General features: G+C 64.4%; 17 protein-coding genes. 10 read left to right on the forward strand and 7 right to left on the reverse strand.

The features are described from left to right. The first annotated feature begins 89 nt into the window (after positions 1-89). The 7 genes from V1288_RS16365 to V1288_RS16395 all read left to right on the forward strand — a co-directional run bounded on the left by V1288_RS16365 (position 90) and on the right by V1288_RS16395 (position 6,277). Positions 90-425 (forward strand): hypothetical protein, encoded by a 336-nt coding sequence (locus tag V1288_RS16365; protein WP_334358013.1) that lies wholly within the window; start codon positions 90-92, stop codon positions 423-425. A gap of 234 nt (positions 426-659) precedes the next feature. Then, positions 660-1,601 carry a dioxygenase family protein gene (locus V1288_RS16370; RefSeq protein WP_334358014.1) on the forward strand — a complete coding sequence of 314 codons (942 nt, stop codon included), beginning with the start codon at positions 660-662 and terminating at the stop codon, positions 1,599-1,601. A gap of 90 nt (positions 1,602-1,691) precedes the next feature. Further along, positions 1,692-2,936: an amino acid ABC transporter substrate-binding protein gene (locus tag V1288_RS16375; RefSeq protein WP_334358015.1), complete on the forward strand. Its 1,245-nt coding sequence runs from the start codon at positions 1,692-1,694 to the stop codon at positions 2,934-2,936. Positions 2,937-2,987: 51 nt separating this feature from the next. Next, entirely contained in the window at positions 2,988-3,854 is an 867-nt protein-coding gene (locus tag V1288_RS16380) for a branched-chain amino acid ABC transporter permease (RefSeq protein WP_334361325.1), read from the forward strand. Next, positions 3,851-4,816, forward strand: coding sequence for a branched-chain amino acid ABC transporter permease (locus V1288_RS16385; RefSeq protein WP_334358016.1), 966 nt, complete (start codon positions 3,851-3,853; stop codon positions 4,814-4,816). Before V1288_RS16380 ends, V1288_RS16385 begins: the two co-directional genes overlap by 4 nt. Then, positions 4,813-5,550, forward strand: a complete 738-nt coding sequence (locus V1288_RS16390; protein ID WP_334358017.1) for an ABC transporter ATP-binding protein — start codon at positions 4,813-4,815, stop codon at positions 5,548-5,550. Before V1288_RS16385 ends, V1288_RS16390 begins: the two co-directional genes overlap by 4 nt. Next, complete coding sequence (locus V1288_RS16395; RefSeq protein WP_334358018.1) at positions 5,540-6,277, forward strand: ABC transporter ATP-binding protein; 738 nt, start codon at positions 5,540-5,542, stop codon at positions 6,275-6,277. Before V1288_RS16390 ends, V1288_RS16395 begins: the two co-directional genes overlap by 11 nt. Before the next feature lie 25 nt (positions 6,278-6,302). Here V1288_RS16395 and V1288_RS16400 read toward each other — a convergent pair whose 3' ends face one another. From V1288_RS16400 to V1288_RS16430, 7 genes are all read right to left on the reverse strand, one after another. Further along, positions 6,303-6,530: a hypothetical protein gene (locus V1288_RS16400; RefSeq protein WP_334358019.1), complete on the reverse strand. Its 228-nt coding sequence runs from the start codon at positions 6,528-6,530 to the stop codon at positions 6,303-6,305. A gap of 222 nt (positions 6,531-6,752) precedes the next feature. Beyond that, a complete protein-coding gene (locus V1288_RS16405; RefSeq protein ID WP_334358020.1) occupies positions 6,753-8,183 on the reverse strand; it encodes a homospermidine synthase in 1,431 nt (476 codons plus the stop codon). A 42-nt stretch (positions 8,184-8,225) separates the two neighbouring features. Beyond that, on the reverse strand, positions 8,226-8,615 hold the full coding sequence (locus V1288_RS16410; RefSeq protein ID WP_334358021.1) for a RidA family protein: 390 nt from the start codon (positions 8,613-8,615) through the stop codon (positions 8,226-8,228). 91 nt (positions 8,616-8,706) lie between these two features. Next, positions 8,707-8,877: a hypothetical protein gene (locus tag V1288_RS16415; protein WP_334358022.1), complete on the reverse strand. Its 171-nt coding sequence runs from the start codon at positions 8,875-8,877 to the stop codon at positions 8,707-8,709. Positions 8,878-8,881: 4 nt separating this feature from the next. Next, the gene (locus V1288_RS16420; protein ID WP_334358023.1) at positions 8,882-9,484 is read right to left on the reverse strand and encodes a GNAT family N-acetyltransferase; all 603 of its coding nucleotides are present in this window, start codon (positions 9,482-9,484) and stop codon (positions 8,882-8,884) included. Positions 9,485-9,606: 122 nt separating this feature from the next. Further along, entirely contained in the window at positions 9,607-10,749 is a 1,143-nt protein-coding gene (locus V1288_RS16425) for a type III PLP-dependent enzyme (RefSeq protein WP_334358024.1), read from the reverse strand. A 652-nt stretch (positions 10,750-11,401) separates the two neighbouring features. After that, positions 11,402-11,662 carry a hypothetical protein gene (locus V1288_RS16430; RefSeq protein ID WP_334358025.1) on the reverse strand — a complete coding sequence of 87 codons (261 nt, stop codon included), beginning with the start codon at positions 11,660-11,662 and terminating at the stop codon, positions 11,402-11,404. A gap of 129 nt (positions 11,663-11,791) precedes the next feature. On the opposite strand from V1288_RS16430, the gene V1288_RS16435 reads away from it, so the two are divergent. The 3 genes from V1288_RS16435 (at position 11,792) to V1288_RS16445 (ending at position 15,751) form a co-directional block, all read left to right on the forward strand. Then, on the forward strand, positions 11,792-13,882 hold the full coding sequence (locus V1288_RS16435; protein WP_334358026.1) for a M3 family metallopeptidase: 2,091 nt from the start codon (positions 11,792-11,794) through the stop codon (positions 13,880-13,882). 133 nt (positions 13,883-14,015) lie between these two features. Beyond that, on the forward strand, positions 14,016-14,681 hold the full coding sequence (locus tag V1288_RS16440) for a DUF1007 family protein (protein ID WP_334358027.1): 666 nt from the start codon (positions 14,016-14,018) through the stop codon (positions 14,679-14,681). Beyond that, positions 14,672-15,751, forward strand: a complete 1,080-nt coding sequence (locus tag V1288_RS16445; protein ID WP_334361326.1) for a nickel/cobalt transporter — start codon at positions 14,672-14,674, stop codon at positions 15,749-15,751. Before V1288_RS16440 ends, V1288_RS16445 begins: the two co-directional genes overlap by 10 nt. The last annotated feature ends 143 nt before the right edge of the window (positions 15,752-15,894 follow it).

Below are 15,894 nucleotides of genomic sequence, written 5' to 3' on the forward strand. Positions count from 1 at the left end.
CTAGCCGCCTCGGGCAGGCCCAGGTTCCCCGCGGAACCATGCGCTTTGCCGGCCGTTGACATCTGCGAACAATTTCGTGGGGTTGAACGATGCCTGCCGATGACCGCCAGCGCGAATACCGACGGGAAATGCTGCTCGCCTCCGCGCTGGTCGCGGCCGGGCTGGCCATCTCAGTGCTTGCGCTGACCGCGATCAGCGAGCGTGATCCCCGGCAAATCGCGCAGGCGACGCCGCCTACGCAATCGACGCCGGGCGCGGAAACGAAGCCGCCCGCGCCATCCGAGCCGGGCACGACCGGCCAAAGGCCGTCGGATATTCCGCCGCAACCGGCCCGGCCCGACCCGGACGCGCAGAAGCAGGGCGCTCAGCCCGCGCTGCCGCCGGCACCGGCGGAGAAGGCTGCGCCGCCGATCCGCGAGAAATGATCCCACTTGCACCGCCCGGATTGTGCAATTGCAAAATGGTGGGCTCGCGAAACCTGTGGTGCGCGCCGTGACGCACGATTGTGCAGCCATGTGCCCCATCCGCCCGTATCAATTCGTAGGAGGGGGCGCAGGCGCCGTCTCCGAACGCCTTGTGTTGGTCCCCAACAAGCGGTTAGGCTTGCTGCAATAACAGCCGGCGGGTCGAATAAGCGCCGGTAGCTTTGGGAGTGACGCATGCGTGAGCTAACGCCTGAAACGATCACGGACGCCGTGTTCGACCAGATGGCGACAACGCCGGATCCGCGCCTGAAAACGATCATGGCGTCGGCGGTCAAGCACCTCCATGCCTTTGCCCGCGAGGTCAATCTGACGCCCGCGGAATGGATCAAGGGCATCGAATTCATGACCGCCGCCGGCAAGATGTGTTCGCCGGAGCGGCAGGAATTCATCCTGCTGTCCGACACGCTGGGCCTCTCCGCGCTCGTCAATGGCCTGCACGACGCCACCGCCCTGGAAGAAGCCACCCATACCAGCCTGCTCGGCCCGTTTTACCGCGAGGCCACGCCGACCCTCGCCGCCGGCAGTTCGATCGCCAAAAACCCGCAGCCGGGCAGCGAATGCGTGCTCTATGGCCGCGTCACCGATGCCGCCGGCAAGCCGGTCGCCAACGCGACCGTCTCGATCTGGCAGACCGGCGCCGACGGCCTCTACGACATCCAGGCCAGCGCGACATCGGTCGATTATCGCGGCGTGTTCGCCACCGATGCCGATGGCCTCTATGTGCTGCGCACCGTCAAGCCGCTCGGCTATTCGATTCCCATGGACGGGCCTGTCGGCGCCATGGTGAAGGCGCAGGCGCGGCACGGCATGAGGCCGGCGCATATTCACTTCCTGGTCGGCGCGGCGGGCTATCGTGAATTGGTCACCGCGCTCTATCTGCGTGACGATCCCCATCTGGCCGATGATGTCGTGTTCGGCTCGTCGGGCGATCTCGCCGTCGACGTGGCCGCCAACGATCCGGACTGCCCGATCAAGGGCATGCCCAGCATCCGCTTCGACATGCGGCTGTCGCGCGAAAGCGCCGCCGACAAGACCAGCGGGCGCGTCGGCGCCGATCCGTCGGCGATCATGAAAAAATCGGCCAGAAACGAATCCGCGCCGGTGGGGGCCAAATAGTCTCGGCCTGACTCCAACTACTCGCAGCGACCGGGCGGAGATCCGGCGGAGCCGCAATGACAGATAACAACGACAAATGAGGGGGAATCAATGAAGCGCAGGACATTTCTCGGCGGCGCGATGGCGGTTGCGGTGGTTGGGCAGGGGTCACGCGCACTGGCGCAGCAACCACCAATCAAGATCGGCATGTCGATGCCGCAGACCGGCGGCCTTGCCGGCGGTGGCAAGGCTTCGCTGCTCGGCATCGAAATCTGGCGCGACGATATCAATGCCAAAGGTGGGCTGCTCGGCCGCAAGGTCGAATTGGTGGTCTATGACGACAAGTCGAGCGCGTCCGAGACGCCGGCGATCTACGCCAAGCTGGTCGACGTCGACAAGGTCGACCTGCTGTTCGCGCCATATGCGACCGTCCCGACCGCGCCGATCATGCCGTTCGTCAAGCAGCGCGGCCTGCTGCTGATGGGGAATTTCTCGTTCCAGGTGAACAGCAAGGTCGGCCACGACATGTGGTTCAACAATGCGCCCTGGGGGCCGGCCGATAGTTGGGCCGCCTCGTTCCTGGATATCGGGCAGAAGGCTGGCGGCAAGAACATGGCGCTGCTGACAGCGGACCAGGAATTCGCCCAGAACCTCGCGCTGACCGCACGCGACGTCGCCAAGAAGCGCAACATCCCGGTTGTGTTCGACCAGTCCTATCCGCCAAACACGGTGGAATTCGCCTCCATCATCCGTGCGCTCAAGGCCGCCAAGCCCGACATCGTCTATGTCGCGTCGTATCCGCCGGATTCGGCCGGCATCCTGCGCGCCGTGAATGAGATCGGGATCGGCGACGACGTCAAGATTTTCGGCGGCGGCATGGTCGGCCTGCAGTTCGCGGCCGTGATGTCCAATCTCGGCTCGCTGCTCAACGGTGTCGTGAACTACAACACCTGGCTGCCCGAACCCAGCATGTATTTCGACGGGACCAAGGAATTTTTCGACAAGTACACCAAGCGCGCGGTGGAGGCCAAAGTCGATCCGCTCGGCTATTATCTGGCGCCGTTCGGCTATGCGATGGGCCAGATGATCGACGCGGCGGTCAATTCCACCAAGTCGCTCGACCAGAAGGGCATCGCCAAATATCTACGCGAGAACGAGCACAAGACCATCGTCGGGCCGATCGCGTTTTCGGCGGATGGCGAGCGCAAGGAAACCGCGACCCTGCAGGCGCAGTTCCGCGGCGTGAAGGACAAGGACATCGAACAGTTCCGGTCCTCCGGCAAGCAGGTGATCCTGTTCCCGGACAAATTGAAGACTGGAAATCTCATCAGTCCCTTCGAGGCTGCCCGAAAGTAGGCCTCGTGGCTTTTCCGGCTCGGAGCCAAGGGGGGACCTGACGTGTTTTCGATGGACCTGCTGCTGGGCGCAGTGGTGCTTGGGGTGCTGCTCGGCTGCTTCTACGCAGCCGTCAGCGTCGGATTGTCCGTCTCGTTCGGACTGCTCGACGTTCCCCATGTCGCGCATCCGGCGTTCCTGGTGCTCGCGTCCTATGGCGTGTACCAGCTCAACGAAAGCTACGACATCGATCCGCTGCTGGCGGGGCTCGCGCTCACGCCGCTGTTTTTCCTGTTCGGCCTGCTCGCCTACCGCGTCTATTACGAGACTTTCGAGAAGCGCGGCAGCGACGCCGGCGTCCGCGGCATCGCGTTTTTTTTCGGCATCGCCTTCATCATCGAGGTGCTGATCATCCTTCAATTTGGCGTCGACCAGCGCTCGGTTTCGGCGACCTATATCGGCAAGGCCTGGCGGTTCGGCGAGTTTCGGATCCCGATCCGGCAACTGGTTGCGTTCGCGGTGGCGCTGGCGCTGACGGTCCTGCTGGCGGTGTATCTGTCGAAAACCTTCATGGGGCGTGCGATCCGGGCGGTCGCGCAGGACGAGGAGGCGCTGCGGCTGATGGGCGCCAATCCGGTCCGCATCAAGCAGTTTGCCTTCGGCATCGCCACCGCGGTGCTCGGGATCGCCGGTGCGCTCCTGATCATCGTGGCGCCGGTCGAGCCGACGCTTGATCGCGCCTATATCGGGCGGACGTTTTGCGTCGTGGTCATGGCCGGGCTCGGCAGCATCAGCGGCACGCTGATCGCGGCCATCATCCTCGGCGTCGCCGAATCCATCGTACTGACGTTGTTTGGCGCCTCCTGGGCGCCGGCGATCTCGTTCGCGATGCTGCTCGGCGTGCTCGCCGTCCGGCCGCAAGGTCTGCTCGGCCGATGACGAAGCACCGCAACAGCATCGTATTCTGGGCCGGCGTGGCAGTCTTCCTCGTCGCCGTACTGGCGATGACGCAAATCGTCCGCAACGAATATCCATTTTTTGCCGGCTACGTCATCCTGCAATTCATCGCCCTCGCGGTCGCCTGGAGCATCCTCGGCGGCTATGCCGGTTACGTCAATTTCGGCACCAACGCCTTTTTCGGCGTCGGCGTCTACACGGCGGTGGCCCTGTTCAAGGCGACGGGGGCGCCGCTCGTGGTGCAGATCGGAGCCGCCGCGGTCGTCGGCATGACGCTCGGTTTTGGCGTTGGCCTGTTGACCCTGCGGATGCGCGGGATCTTTTTCTCGATCGCGACGATTGCACTGGCGATCATCATCGAGACTTTTGTGATGAACTGGCGGTTCGTCGGCGGCGCGGCCGGCATCCAGATACAACGGCCGCCGGTGATGGCGCCGTTCGATAGCTACGTGAAGATGCTGTTCTTCGTGCAGGCGCTGCTGGCAGTCACCGCCGTTGCGATCGCGCGCTACATCCAGAATTCCCGGATCGGCCGCGGCCTGCAGGCGTTGAGAGACGACGAACTCGCCGCCGAATGCACGGGTGTGCCGACGCTGAAGCTGAAACTGGTCGCCTGCATGATATCGGGCGCGCTGATTTCCGCGGCCGGGGCACCGGCCGCCATGTATCTGCAATATGCCGATCCCTCATCGGCATTCAATTTGAGCTACTCGGTATCGGCGCTGGCGATGGCGCTGATCGGCGGGACCGCGCACTGGATCGGCCCGGTGCTCGGCGCCATCCTGCTCGGCTCGACGCAACAGCTTCTCGCCGTGACCATCTCCTCGGAAGTCAACGTGCTGGTGCTCGGCATCATGCTGGTGCTGTTTGTGGTCGGCGCGCCCAAGGGCATCATCGGGCTGCTGCGGCCGCGCTATCGCCTGCGCGCGGGAGGCAAACCATGACGCCGGCCGCCACGCCTGACGCGCCCCTGCTGCAAGTCGGGACCCTAACCAAGACCTTCGGCGGCTTCACCGCGCTCGACAATATCAGTGTCGATATCCGTAAAGGTGAACGGTTCGGCCTGATCGGCCCCAACGGCTCGGGCAAGACGACGCTGATCAACTGCATTTCCGGCGCGTTGCGTCCGCAGGTCGGCAGCGTGGTGTTCTGCGGCGAGGACATTACCCAACTGCCGCCGCATTTGCGGGCACGGCGCGGCATCGCCCGCAGCTTCCAGATTCCGCGGCCGTTCAAGAGCATGACGGTGCTCGAAAACCTCATGGTCGGGCTCGACTTTGCCACCGTCGGTTCGGGCCTGCCGGAGGAAGACGTCGCGATGTCGATCCTGACGCGGATGGGCCTTGCCTCCAAGGCCGGCGCGCCGACCGATACGCTGAGCCAGGTGGAATTGCGCAAGATGGAGCTCGCGCGCGCAATGGCGGTGCGGCCGAAGCTTCTGATCTCCGACGAGGCGATGGCGGGACTTTCCTCTTCCGAGGTCGACGAGGTGCTGGATCTCCTGATCAGCCTTGGCGAGGAGGACATTACCATCATCATGATCGAGCACATCATGCAGGCCGTGATGCGCTTTTCGGAGCGGGTGATGTGCCTCGACGCCGGAAAGATCATCGCGATCGGCGCGCCGGCCGAGGTGATGGCCAACAAGCGGGTGCAGGAGGCCTATCTTGGCACTTAGCCTCGCCATCGAGGGCCTCGATGCCGGCTACGGCGCCGTCAAGGCGCTGCGCGGCGTGACGCTCAATGTCGAGGCCGGGGAGACGGTGGCGTTGCTCGGCACCAACGGCAACGGCAAGAGCACGCTGATGAAGTGCATCATGGGCCTGGTCCGCCCGGATCGCGGCCGTCTGTCGCTTTCGATCGACGGCGTGGCGCACGATCTGACCAAACTCTCGCCCGAGATGATCGTCGATCTCGGCGTGGCGCTGGTGCCGGAGGGACGGCGGCTGTTTCCCAAGCTGACGGTGACGGAAAACCTGATGCTCGGCGCCTTCCGGAAATTGGCGCGCGGTGCCATCCGGCAAAATCTCGCGCTCGCCTTCGAGACCTTTCCGGCCCTGAAGGAGCGCCGCAACCAGCTCGCCGGCACCATGTCCGGCGGACAGCAGCAGATGCTCGCGATTGCGCGCGCGCTGATGTCGTCGCCGCGCCTGTTGCTGATCGACGAACCCTCGGTCGGGCTGTCGCCGCTATTGGTGTCGCAGACCATCGCCAAGATCGGCGAACTCAAGCAGCGCGTCGGCCTGACGGTGCTGATGGCGGAGCAGAATTTCAACCAGGCGATCAGGATCGCCGACCGCGGCTACATCATCGTGCACGGCGAGATCGCGGTCGCCGCGCAGTCAGTCGACGAGTTGAAGGCCAACGATATCGTCAAGCGGCTCTATCTCGGCGGCATCGCCTGAGGGATGCGCGCCGCAAGGGGTGCGCTTACTGCGCGCCCCTCAGCGTGCAGGCGGTCGAGCAGGTCGTGGTCACGCCGCGCTCGCAGGCGATGCATACCGCGACGCACTGCTTGATGTCCTTGGGATTGTACTGGCTGTAAAGCTTGCGGGCGCAGTTGTCGATCGAGCCGGTCACGTCGGCCTTGCTGCTGTTTTCGGGCGTGCAGGCAGCCAGCAATGCTGCCGACAGGACGATGGCAATGATGGCGCGCATGTTGGTCGCTCCAACCGGGAGCCCTCGCTCTAAAGCTGCGGGCGACGCCCCTGGGCCCTCGCAGAAAATTACCCTTCAGGATCGCGCGATTGAATTAATTGAGTGTTACGCGGTGTCAGGGTTCCCCTGCGTAGTTCTACGCCCGGAATCGAGCCGCGCGCTGTGCACTGCAGCGAGAACCGCCGGGACCGCGCATTACGTTTTCTGGCCGTGCCGGCGTCGCTACCGCACCAGCACGTTGCGGAATTGCCAGGGATCCGACGTGTCGATGTCTTCCGGGAACAGTCCCGGGCGATCCGACAGCGGCGTCCAGTCGGTGTAATAGCCCTTCACCGGCCCAAGATACGGCATCTGGATTTCGAGGCAGCGGCGGAAGTCCATCTCGTCGGCCTCGACGATGCCGGCCTCGGGGTTCTCCAGCGCCCACACCATGCCGGCCAGCACGGCGGAGGACACCTGCATGCCGGTGGCGTTCTGGTAGGGGCAGATGCGGCGGGTTTCCTCGATCGAGAGCTGCGAGCCGTACCAATAGGCGTTCTTGCCGTGGCCGTAGAGCAGCACACCGAGTTCGTCGATGCCGTCCTCGATCTCGTTCTCGTCCAGAATGTGCCACTTCGATTGCATCTTGCCGGTCGCGCCGAAGATCTCGTGCAGCGACAGCACCGCATCGTTGGCCGGGTGATAGGCGTAGTGACAGGTCGGACGATAGACTACCTTCTGACCGTCGCGCACGGTGAAGTAGTCCGCAATCGAGATCGACTCATTGTGGGTGACGAGGAAACCGTATTGCGCGCCCGGCGTCGGGCACCAGGATCGAACGCGGGTGTTGGCGCCCGGCTGCAGCAGATAGATCGCAGCCCCACAGCCTTCGGTGTGCTGGCGGCCGTTGTCCGGCATCCATTTCTCGTGCGTACCCCAGCCGAGTTCGGCCGGCTGCATGCCCTCGGAAACGAAGCCTTCGACTGACCAGGTGTTGACGAACACGTTCATCAGCTTCGGCTTCTTCGAACGCTGGGTGTCGCGCTCGGCGATATGAATGCCCTTGACGCCGAGCTTCATCGCGAGCTGGCCCCAGCCTTCGCGGCTCTTCGGCTCGTTGACCTCAACGCCAGTGTCGCGGGCGATATCGAGCAGCGCCTGCTTGACGAACCACGACACCATGCCGGGATTGGCGCCGCAGGTGGAGACCGCGGTGGTTCCGCCCGGGCTCTTGTGCTTGGCCGCCAGCAGCGTTTCGCGCAGCGCGTAGTTCGAGCGCTTCTCGGGACCGATCTTCTTGTCGAAATAGAAGCCGAGCCACGGCTCCACGACGGTGTCGATGTAGAGTGCGCCGATCTCGCGGCACAGCGTCATGATGTCGACCGAGGACGTATCGACCGACAAATTGACGCAAAAGCCCTGGCCGCCGCCGGCGGTCAAGAGCGGCACCAGCACCTCGCGGTAGTTCTCGCGGGTGATGCCCTCTTTGATGAAGCGCACGCCGTGCTGCTTGGCGAGCTCACCGTCCTCATGCGGATCGATAATGACGAAGCGCGACTTGTCATAGTCGAAATGGCGTTCGATCAGAGGCAGCGTGCCCTTGCCGATCGAGCCGAAGCCGATCATGACGATGGGGCCGGAAATTTTCGCATGGATTGGCGCGGACGGGCTCATGGATGGGACTCCGAAAAGAATAGTGTCTGTCGTGAACGGGGATCAGGCAGTGCGGCGCTTCGCGGTGACTTCAATCTCGACCTTCATCTCGGGTCTTGCGAGGCCAACGACGATCAGCAACGTCGCCGCGGGGCGAATGTCGGCGAGGACTTCGCCACAGACGGCGAAGTGGGCATCCACGTCCTTGGCATCAGTGACGTAGTAGGTCGCGCGGACGATATCGGCCATCGCGAAGCCGCCCTCCTTCAGGGCGGCCTCGATGGTCCTGAAGCAGTTCCGTGACTGGCTCGTGACATCCGCCGGCATCGTCATGGTGGCGTAATCGTAGCCGGTGGTGCCGGCGACGAAGGCGAAGTCGCCGTCGATCACCGCGCGGCTGTAGCCGACGGTCTTCTCAAGGGGCGAGCCGGTGGAGATCAGGCGACGGGGCATCGGAACCTCGATCGTGAAGGATTGGGGATGGTCCGGGCGGGTTTGGCGCGGTTTAAAGGGTTTTTCCCCGCGCGCGCAACCCCTCACGGGGCTACCGGGATGGCCTGACAACGTCGGTGGCCAGGGGCGCGGAGCCGCGCCAGCGGCGCACGAGGATGTCCCGCACGATCATGACCGAGATCATGATCAGCAGCGCCGTGGTGATAACGCTGCGGAAGCGCGGGCGCGCGCCGGCGCCCGGTTCGGGAAGGCTCTCCAGCACGGCATCAAGCCACGCGCGGCACGAGCAGCGCCTTCCGGGCGCGGCCTGCTCTCGTCTTGGGTAGTGGGGGCGCGCCGGTCGGCACGATCATGCCCCAGGCGCCGTCGAGCGCGCCCTCTGACAGTTCGAGGCCGAGCAGCCGGTCGCGCTCGAACGCACCCGGCAGCCGCAGCTCGCCGGCCTTGGCGGCCAAGAAGCCGAAGCGGGCGTAATAGGGCGCGTCTCCCAGCAGGATCACCGCGCGATGGCCACGCGCCTTCGCCGCCGCGAGCGCGTGGTCCATCAGCGCAGCCCCGACGCCGAGTTGGCGGGAGGATGCCTCCACAGCCAGCGGGCCGAGCATGAGCGCCGGGATGCCCCCGGCGCTGACGTGCCACAACCGCACGGAGCCCACGAGCCGGCCCTCGCACACCGCCGACAGGCTGAGGCCTTCGGCGGGCGCGCGTCCGTCGCGCAGGCGCTGGCAGGTGCGCGTATGGCGGTTTGCGCCAAAGCAGGCATCCAGCAGCGCCTCGCGCGCAGCGTCGTCCAAGGCTCGCTCCGCGCGGATCGCGAACGGAGCAGCGTCGGATTTGAGGGCAATCGCGGTCTTCCGCAAAGCAGTCATGGCACGTCAGTCCCCGCTTCCACGGCAAGGCATGCCGCGCAAAGCGCTGTCTTAAAATTCGCAAATGACGGGGAGGGAGCCGGCGCACCGGCTCCCGTTATTCGAGCCTCAAACGAGGCTGTTCAGATGTGGTAGGTCCGCAGCGGCGGGATGCCGTTGAACGCTACCGACGAGTAGGTCGACGTGTACGCTCCGGTGCCTTCGATCAGCAGCTTGTCGCCGATCTCGAGCGTCACCGGAAGCGGATACGGCAGCTTCTCATACAGCACGTCGGCGCTGTCGCAGGTCGGACCCGCGAGCACGCACGGCGTCATCTCCGCGCCGTCATGCGGCGTGCGGATGGCGTAGCGGATCGACTCGTCCATCGTCTCGGCGAGACCGCCGAACTTGCCGATGTCGAGATACACCCAGCGCACCTCGTCCTCGTCGCTCTTCCTGGAGATCAGGACGACTTCGGTCTCAATGACGCCGGCATTTCCGACCATGCCGCGGCCCGGCTCGATGATGGTTTCCGGGATCTGGTTGCCGAAATGCTTGCGCAGCGCACGGAAGATGGACCGGCCATATTGCAGGACCGGAGGAACGTCCTTGAGGTACTTGGTCGGGAAGCCGCCGCCCATGTTGACCATGGACAGGTTGATCCCGCGCTCCGCGCAGTCCCGGAACACCGTTGAGGCCATCGCCAGCGCGCGGTCCCACGCCTTCACCTTGCGCTGCTGCGAGCCGACATGGAACGAGATGCCGCACGGATCCAAGCCCAGCCGCTTGGCGAGGTCGAGCACCTCGACCGCCATCTCCGGATCGCAGCCGAACTTGCGCGACAGCGGCCATTCGGCGCCTGCGCAGTCATAGAGGATGCGGCAGAACACTTTGGCGCCGGGGGCGGCTCGCGCGATCTTCTCGACCTCGGCGGCGCAGTCGACCGCGAACAGGCGAATGCCGAGCGCGAAGGCGCGCGCGATGTCGCGCTCCTTCTTGATCGTATTGCCATAGGAGATGCGGTCCGGCGTCGCACCGGCGGCCAGCGCCATTTCGATTTCGGCGACGGTTGCGGTGTCGAAGCAGGAGCCCATGGAGGCGAGCAGCGACAACACCTCGGGCGCCGGGTTCGCCTTCACGGCATAGAACACACGGCTGTCCGGCAGCGCCCTGGCAAAGGTCTGGTAGTTGTCGCGCACGACTTCGAGGTCGACCACCAGGCACGGCTCGGTGTCCTGGCCCTCGCTGCGGCGGTTGCGTAGGAATTCCTGAATACGTTCGGTCATAGCACCCTCCAAACGGCCCAGCGACGGGACCCGTTCAAATTTTGATCTCGGACATGAGTGCTTCGGCGTTGTCGCACGATGGAGACGCGACGAGGCCTTGAACTCAGACCGAATTGTGCTGCCGTGGATTGGTCGGGAATTTCCCGCCCGCACACCTGGCAATGAAGGACAAGCCTTTTCAGTAGCCCGCGCCGGCGTTGGAATGCCGGTAGAGACCAAAAAAGCCCGATCCGTCGTTGCTTTAAGTCGCGTCCCCCGTTGAGAGCGGGGTGCGCCGGTTCGCCTCCGGCTGCCAGTCACGGTTGCAAAGGATGGAGAGACCTTCAACGGCATCTCTTGAGAGAGATGCTGGCCGCTTATGGAGCGACCCTCGGTTCTTCCACCCCTTGGCGGCTGTCCGGCCTCTTGTCCGGATACCTACCGACTGACACACGACCACAGGCACGTGCGAAATTGGGCAAGGCTGGAAATAAGACTTTTGATTCTGCTTCGCAACAATTTTTTTAGGCTGGGGACAGATTTCCCCATGCGTGCTTACAAATTGGTTCTCGGCGCGCGCGGCCGATCAGCAAACATGAACGTACGTTAAGATTTCTGCCTGATGCGTGAGCGCTTCAGCGCCTGCGCTGCAGCGCTTTCTTGAACGCGCGCGTCAGGCGCGCTTGAAGAACGGCTCGATGCGTTGCGCGGCGCGGATGAACGCCACCATGATCAGCACGCCGATCCCGAACAGCACCGCCTGGAGGATGTGCGCGGCGGTATCATCGAGGCCGAACAGGATCGCGAGCGCCCAGCCGCCGGCAAACGCCGCGCCGAACACTTCTGCGCCGATGAGGATCGCCGCCGAGATGACAGTGACGACGCTCGGCCAGGCGATCACGCGGGGGGATGTGGAAGCGGGCTGTGGGCTCATGAAAAAGGTCCTGTTCAAGGGGCGCAATCTCTCCGAAAAGGCCCCATCTATCAAGCGCAAAAGGCCCAAAAATGCCGCATCGCGTGATATAGATTGCCGCATATTTTCAAGGAAAAGACGGGAATTGTGATGTCAGAAACCATGCAGACGGCGACCCCTCCGGAAGCTGGCGCAAACCCGCTGCTCGAGCCGTGGCAGACGCCGTTCGAGACGCCGCCCTTTGCCGAGATCGAGCCGGAGCACTTCCTGCCCGCCTTCGAGCAGGCCTTTGCCGACCATGCCGCCGAGATCGCGGCGATCACCCATGACCCCTCGGTGCCGGACTTCGCCAACACCGTCACGGCGCTGGAGCGCTCGGGCAAGCTGCTCTCCAAGGTCGCGGCCGTGTTCTACGACCTGGTCTCGGCGCACTCCAATCCGGCGATTCTGGAGATCGACAAGGAAGTCTCCTTGCGGATGGCGCGGCACTGGAACCCGATCATGATGAACGCGGTGCTGTTCGGCCGCATCGCGATGCTGCACGAGAAACGCGCCACGCTCGGTCTGACGAGTGAGCAGAATCGGCTGCTGGAGCGCACCTACACCAATTTCTACCGCGCCGGTGCCGGCCTGGACGAGGTTGCCAAGAAGCGGCGGGCTGAGATCAACGAGCGGCTGGCCCAGCTCGGCACCTCGTTCAGCCACCATCTGCTCGGCGACGAACAGGACTGGTTCATGGAGCTCGGCGAGGACGACCGCGGCGGCCTTCCCGAAGCCTTCGTCGCCGCGGCCAAGGCCGCGGCGGAAGAGCGCGGCATGGCCGGCAAGGCAATCGTGACGCTGTCGCGCTCCTCGGTCGAGCCGTTCCTGAAGAGCTCCTCCCGCCGCGATCTGCGCGAAAAGGTCTTCAAGGCCTTCACCGCGCGCGGCGACAATGGCAACGCCAACGACAACAACGCCACCATCGTGGAAATCCTCGAGCTCCGCGAGGAGGCCGCCAAGATCATGGGCTTTCCGACCTACGCCGCCTACCGGCTGGAGGATTCCATGGCCAAGACGCCGGAGGCAGTCCGCAGCCTGCTGGAGCGGGTTTGGAAGCCGGCCCGGGCGCGGGCGCTTGCCGACCGCGACGCCCTGCAGGCGCTGATTGCGGAGGAGGGCGGCAATTTCACGCTCGCCCCGTGGGACTGGCGCTACTACGCCGAGATCCTGCGCCAGCGCCGCGCCAATTTCGACGACGCCGCCATAAAACCCTATCTGGTGCTCGACCACATGATCGAGGCCGCTTTCGATTGCGCAACCCGCCTGTTCGGGATCACCTTCTCCGAACGCAAGGACATTCCGGTCTGGCATCCCGATGTTCGGGTCTGGGAGGTCAAGGATGCCGACGGCAAGCACAAGGCGCTGTTCTACGGTGATTACTTCGCCCGGTCCTCAAAACGCTCCGGCGCCTGGATGACCTCGCTGCGCGACCAGCAGAAGCTCGACGTCGAGATTGCCCCGCTTATCATCAATGTCTGCAACTTCGCCAAGGGCGCCGATGGCCTGCCGTCGCTGCTGTCACCCGACGACGCGCGGACCCTGTTCCATGAATTCGGCCACGGCTTGCACGGCATGCTGTCCAACGTGACCTATCCCTCGCTGTCGGGGACGTCCGTTTTCACCGACTTCGTCGAGCTACCCTCGCAGCTCTACGAGCACTGGCAGGAACAGCCGCAGGTGCTGCGGCAGTTCGCAAAGCACTACCAGACCGGCGAGCCGTTGCCGGACGACCTGCTGGCCCGCTTCCTCGCCGCCCGAAAATTCAATCAGGGTTTTGCCACCGTGGAGTTCGTCTCCTCGGCGCTGATCGACCTCGAATTCCACACCCAGCCGGCCACGGCCAGCCGCGACGTCGGTGCGTTCGAGAAGGCGGAACTGGAAAAGATCGGCATGCCCGCGGAAATCGCGCTGCGGCACCGGCCGACGCAATTCGGCCATATCTTCTCCGGCGATCACTATGCGTCCGGCTATTATAGCTATATGTGGTCGGAAGTGATGGACGCCGACGCCTTCGGCGCTTTCGAGGAGGCCGGCGATATCTTTGATCCCGCCACCGCGCGGCGCCTGCACGACGACATCTATTCGTCAGGCGGCTCGCGCGAGCCGGAGGAAGCCTATGTCGCCTTCCGCGGCCGCGAGCCGGAAGCCGACGCGCTGCTGCGGCGACGTGGATTGCTCGAAACAACACCGGCGGCCTGAGGTGCCGGCGCCGCCTCCACTAGTCGTCCCTGCCTAGTGCGCAATTGCGCACGGGCGCAGGGACCCATAACCCCTGGTGTTCGTTGTGAAGGAAGAGCCTTTGTCACACTGCCAAACAGAGACGACACGGCGTATGGGTCCCTTCGTTCGCGGGGACGACGTGTTGCGTGGAGTGCTCGCATTGTTGGGCGTGATCGTCGCGTTGTCGCTCGGCACAGCCTCGGCCGAGGCCCACCCGCATGTCTGGATCACCGCGAAAAGCGAGGTGGTCTACGCGCCTGACGGCACGATGACGGGGGTGCGCCACGCCTGGACCTTCGACGACATGTTCTCGACCTACGCGCTGCAGGGCATCGAGACCAAGACCAAGGGCGCCTACACCCGCGAGGACTTGGCGCCGCTGGCGCAGACCAATGTCGAGTCGCTGAAGGAGTTCAATTTCTTCACCTTTGCCAAGGCCGACGGCAAGAAGGCGAAATTCGAAGAGCCGGTGGATTACTTCCTCGAATACAAGGACAGTGCGCTGACGCTGCATTTCGTCCTGCCGCTGAAGGCGCCGGTGACGCCGAAGCAGTTGGCGTTGGAAGTGTTCGATCCCTCCTACTTCATCGACTTCAAGTTTGACGACAAGGACCCGATCAAGCTGGTCGGCGCGCCTGCCGCCTGCCAGATGAAGTTTCAGCGGCCGAATGACGAGACCGCCAACACCCAGCGGCTGAACGAGCAGAATTTCATGAACGGCGACAACTCGAATTACGGCGCGATGTTCGCCAACAAGATCACGGTGAACTGCCCGTGAAGCCGGTGCCCGCAGGCCTTGCGCGAGGCATGGCGATCACGGCCGCGGCGTTCGCGGCCATCATTGTTTTCGACGCTGCCTTGCATGCGCTGATGGCGCAAAACCCGTTCGGTGGACCGCGTCCCGCCGTCGAACCGCAGGTCGGCGGCCTGATCGGATGGATTTTGGCCAGGCAATCCGAATTCTATCGCGAGATGTCCTCGACCATACGCGCAGCGAAATCGGACGGCAGCGCCGTCTGGACGCTGCTTGGGATTTCCTTTGCCTACGGCATCTTTCACGCCGCCGGCCCCGGCCACGGCAAGGCAGTGATCTCGTCCTATCTTGTCGCCAACGAGGAAACCGCGCGGCGCGGCATCGTGCTGTCGTTCGCCTCGGCGCTGCTGCAGGCGCTGGTCGCGGTCGCGATCGTGGCGGTGTTCGCCTGGCTGCTCTCCTCCACGGCCAAGACGATGTGCTCCGCGGAGAAGGCGATCGAGATCGTCAGCTACGCCCTGATCGCGGCGTTCGGCGCCCGGCTGGTCTGGACCAAGGGTGCCGGCTTCATGCGCGCGCTGCAGACGAAGCCGGAGCCGGCGATGGCTGTCGCGCACCATCATCATGATCACGACCACGATCACAGTCACCATCACCATGTTCACAACCACGACCATTCGCACGGCGATGGTCACGTTCACGACGAGCATTGCGGCCATTCCCATGGCCCGACGCCGGATCAACTCGCCGGCCCCGGCGGCTGGCGGCGCGGGTTGGGCGCGATCTTTGCCGTCGGCATGCGGCCCTGTTCGGGCGCGATCCTGGTGCTGGTCTTTTCGCTGGCGCAGGGGCTGTTTCTGGCCGGCATCGCCGCGACGTTCGTAATGGGACTCGGCACCGCCATCACGGTCGCAACCATCGCCGTGATCGCCGTGTCCGCAAAGGGGCTCGCTCGGCGGCTCAGCGCAGGCCGCGAGGGCAGCGGCACGCTGATCATGCGCGGCATCGAATTCGGCGCGGCCGGGCTGGTGCTCTTGTTCGGCCTCGGCCTGTTGTTCGGCTATCTCGCCGCCGAGCGCGCGACGTGTCTCTAATGGTAGCCCGGGTGGAGCCAACGGGTCACGCGAATGCGCGCCCGATGACAGGCTCCGCGCAACCTGGGGATGATTGACCCGCTCGTTCTACGGTCCCGGATTGCACTGCGCGCCATCCGGGCTACGGAAAATCAAGCGCGCCG

The sequence above is a fragment of the Bradyrhizobium sp. AZCC 2176 genome, assembly GCF_036924645.1.
Classification (GTDB): domain Bacteria; phylum Pseudomonadota; class Alphaproteobacteria; order Rhizobiales; family Xanthobacteraceae; genus Bradyrhizobium.

What these genes read in the sequence shown, in the direction of transcription:
- V1288_RS16365 (WP_334358013.1), top strand. Translation starts at nt 90, where the DNA reads ATGCCTGCCGATGACCGCCAGCGCGAATACCGACGGGAAATGCTGCTC.
- V1288_RS16370 (WP_334358014.1), top strand. Translation starts at nt 660, where the DNA reads ATGCGTGAGCTAACGCCTGAAACGATCACGGACGCCGTGTTCGACCAG.
- V1288_RS16375 (WP_334358015.1), top strand. Translation starts at nt 1,692, where the DNA reads ATGAAGCGCAGGACATTTCTCGGCGGCGCGATGGCGGTTGCGGTGGTT.
- V1288_RS16380 (WP_334361325.1), top strand. Translation starts at nt 2,988, where the DNA reads ATGGACCTGCTGCTGGGCGCAGTGGTGCTTGGGGTGCTGCTCGGCTGC.
- V1288_RS16385 (WP_334358016.1), top strand. Translation starts at nt 3,851, where the DNA reads ATGACGAAGCACCGCAACAGCATCGTATTCTGGGCCGGCGTGGCAGTC.
- V1288_RS16390 (WP_334358017.1), top strand. Translation starts at nt 4,813, where the DNA reads ATGACGCCGGCCGCCACGCCTGACGCGCCCCTGCTGCAAGTCGGGACC.
- V1288_RS16400 (WP_334358019.1), bottom strand. Translation starts at nt 6,530, where the DNA reads ATGCGCGCCATCATTGCCATCGTCCTGTCGGCAGCATTGCTGGCTGCC.
- V1288_RS16405 (WP_334358020.1), bottom strand. Translation starts at nt 8,183, where the DNA reads ATGAGCCCGTCCGCGCCAATCCATGCGAAAATTTCCGGCCCCATCGTC.
- V1288_RS16410 (WP_334358021.1), bottom strand. Translation starts at nt 8,615, where the DNA reads ATGCCCCGTCGCCTGATCTCCACCGGCTCGCCCCTTGAGAAGACCGTC.
- V1288_RS16420 (WP_334358023.1), bottom strand. Translation starts at nt 9,484, where the DNA reads ATGACTGCTTTGCGGAAGACCGCGATTGCCCTCAAATCCGACGCTGCT.
- V1288_RS16425 (WP_334358024.1), bottom strand. Translation starts at nt 10,749, where the DNA reads ATGACCGAACGTATTCAGGAATTCCTACGCAACCGCCGCAGCGAGGGC.
- V1288_RS16430 (WP_334358025.1), bottom strand. Translation starts at nt 11,662, where the DNA reads ATGAGCCCACAGCCCGCTTCCACATCCCCCCGCGTGATCGCCTGGCCG.
- V1288_RS16435 (WP_334358026.1), top strand. Translation starts at nt 11,792, where the DNA reads ATGTCAGAAACCATGCAGACGGCGACCCCTCCGGAAGCTGGCGCAAAC.
- V1288_RS16440 (WP_334358027.1), top strand. Translation starts at nt 14,016, where the DNA reads ATGGGTCCCTTCGTTCGCGGGGACGACGTGTTGCGTGGAGTGCTCGCA.